Raw genomic sequence first — 2,249 nt, forward strand, 5'->3', positions numbered from 1 at the left:
ACATAGGCGTACAGATTGACCCCATCGCCATATCCGATGGGGTCAGCTTGCATGAATCGGCCGAGCTGGGGCGCATAGACACGGGCCTTGTAGTGGTAGGCCTGGGCCTGCGGCAGCCAGATCTGGCCGGTGTACTGGAACAGGCCCGCGTTGCCGGCGCCCGGCTGGCCGTACTCGTCGTAAGTATTGCGAGCCAGAATCCCGCCGGTCCCGTTGGTGTAGGCCATCACCGACAGCCGCTCGTCCGCCAGCAGCCAGCGCCGGTCGGTCAGGCCAGAGCCCTCATAGGCCGTCACCGTCTCATCCATGGCCAGGCCCGGCACATAGCGGCGCAGGATGTTTCCGGCGGCGTCATACTCGGCCATGGGCCGGGCGCCGTCATGCAGCAGGCGGGTCGTTCCCATCTGGCTCATGCGCCCGGCGGGGTCGTAGGTAAAGCTGGTGCTCGCGCCTCCGACTGTCGCCGTGATCATCTGATTGAGCGTGTCGAACGCATAGGTACCCATGGGGGTCTGGTGCATGTTTTGACGCTGGCCGTAGGTGACCGCCGCGCCGCCCGCGCTGGTCACCTGATTCTTGCCGTTGTTGACGTAACTGACCGTGCCCGCGGCGGGCGCATAGGCGTAGGCCGTGTTCGCCATCACCCGCGACACGATCTGCCCGGCAGGATTATAGGTATAGGTCAAGGTTTGATCATCGGCCGTGCCCGGCAGGTCGTGCTTCAGCTGGCTCAACCGACCGGCCGCATCATAGCTCCAGGTGGTGCCCGCCCCGTTGGCGCGGGTCATGGCGGTGCGTCGGCCCAGGTTGTCGTGGTTCCAGGCCGCCAGCGTCCAGGTCGCGCCGTTCTCCCGGATGGCCGTCAGGTCGCCGGCGGTGTTGTAGTCGTAGTTGACGAAGAAGCCGTCCGGCCAGGTCAGGCGGGTGCGGCGTCCAGCTAGGTCGTACTGATAGCTGACGGTCTTGGCGAGCGGGTTCTGGGTCTCGCTGCTCAGGCGACCAAGCGCGTCCCAGGCGCGCGTCAGGGAACCGCCCCCGGTGATGGACGCCGAGGTCAGGCGGCCCAGGTTGTCATAGGCGTAGGTGCGCGCAGGGAGGGCCGGAATAGTCATGCCGGTCTGGCGCCCCAGGGCGTCGTAGGTCATGGAAATCTCGTCGGCGCCGCGAGTGCGATACGTGGTGACGTTGCCGCCGGGGTCGTAGACGTACTGCTCATAGTCGGTCGATGAGGTCCCGCCGCCCGTGGCGTTGGGATAGTTCATCCTCACCATTCGGTCGAAGCCGTCATAGGTCAGGGTCGAGACATTGCCCTTGCCATCGGTCAGGCTGATGGGCTTGCCGTTCAGGCTGTAGGTCGCGCTCTCGGTGATCGGATCCACGCCTACCCCGGAGATGGTCGAGATCAGCTGGCTAGCGGCGTCATAGCCGTACTTCATGATCCGGTCCGGCCCAAAGCTGCCCACCGTCGCCGCCGTGCACGCCGAGGCCGGCGGACTGGCGAAGGTCGCCGGGTTCATGCGCGTGGCGACGCAGTCGACACGGCCGGCCGCGTCATAGCTCGTCTGCACCAGAGCGTGAGTGGTCGAGCCCGACTGCTGGCGTTGATGGGTCGGTCGGCCATAGGCGTCATAGGTCACAGCGGACTTCTGCAGGCTGGCGAAGGCGGCCCAGTTGGCGTCGCTTGTGCCCGTCACCGTGCCGGCCTCGGCCAGGGTGACCTGGCCGCGCGGATTATAGGTGTAGCGCTGCGCCCGGCGCAGCAGGGCGCCGGCCCCGTCCGGGTCTGGACCGATGACGCCCACAAGCTGGCGGGCATTGTCGTAACGATAGGTCGTCGTATCGGCCGTCCCGGCCAGCGGGCCGTTAACTGTCGCCACGTCTCCGCTAGGCGTATAGGTTATCGCCGTGGTGGCGCTCAGCGAGCCGTTCCCGGCCCCTGTTGTCACCGCGGTGGGCAGCAGGTTGTTGGCGACGCCGGAGGCCCCGTAGAGGATTGACGTCTTCACCTCATTGGCCGTCCCGGTGCAACTGGAGCCCGTGACGCATTCCGAGATTGACACCGGCAGGGTCACGGCCGACGGCGCAGCCGTCAGCACGCCCGAGGCGTTCCTGTACCAGGCTGTCTGCGGCGCATAGGAGATGCGCGTCTGCGGCCGCGCCGCGCCGTCGGTCGGGGCAGGCGCAGTGATCGTCAGCACGCCGCCGTGCGTGGCGTCATAAGTGTAGCTGGTGGTGTTTCCGAGCGCGTC

1 protein-coding gene is annotated in these 2,249 nt (G+C 66.8%); it reads right to left on the minus strand.

Annotated elements, in window-relative coordinates; all coding sequences use genetic code 11:
- Positions 1 to 2,249, minus strand: a 2,249-nt coding sequence (locus tag D1604_RS14905) for an RHS repeat-associated core domain-containing protein (RefSeq protein ID WP_119413928.1), incomplete at both ends; no start/stop codon positions are given.

It is taken from the genome of Brevundimonas sp. LPMIX5 (genome assembly GCF_003576505.1).
GTDB classification, from domain to species: domain Bacteria; phylum Pseudomonadota; class Alphaproteobacteria; order Caulobacterales; family Caulobacteraceae; genus Brevundimonas; species Brevundimonas naejangsanensis.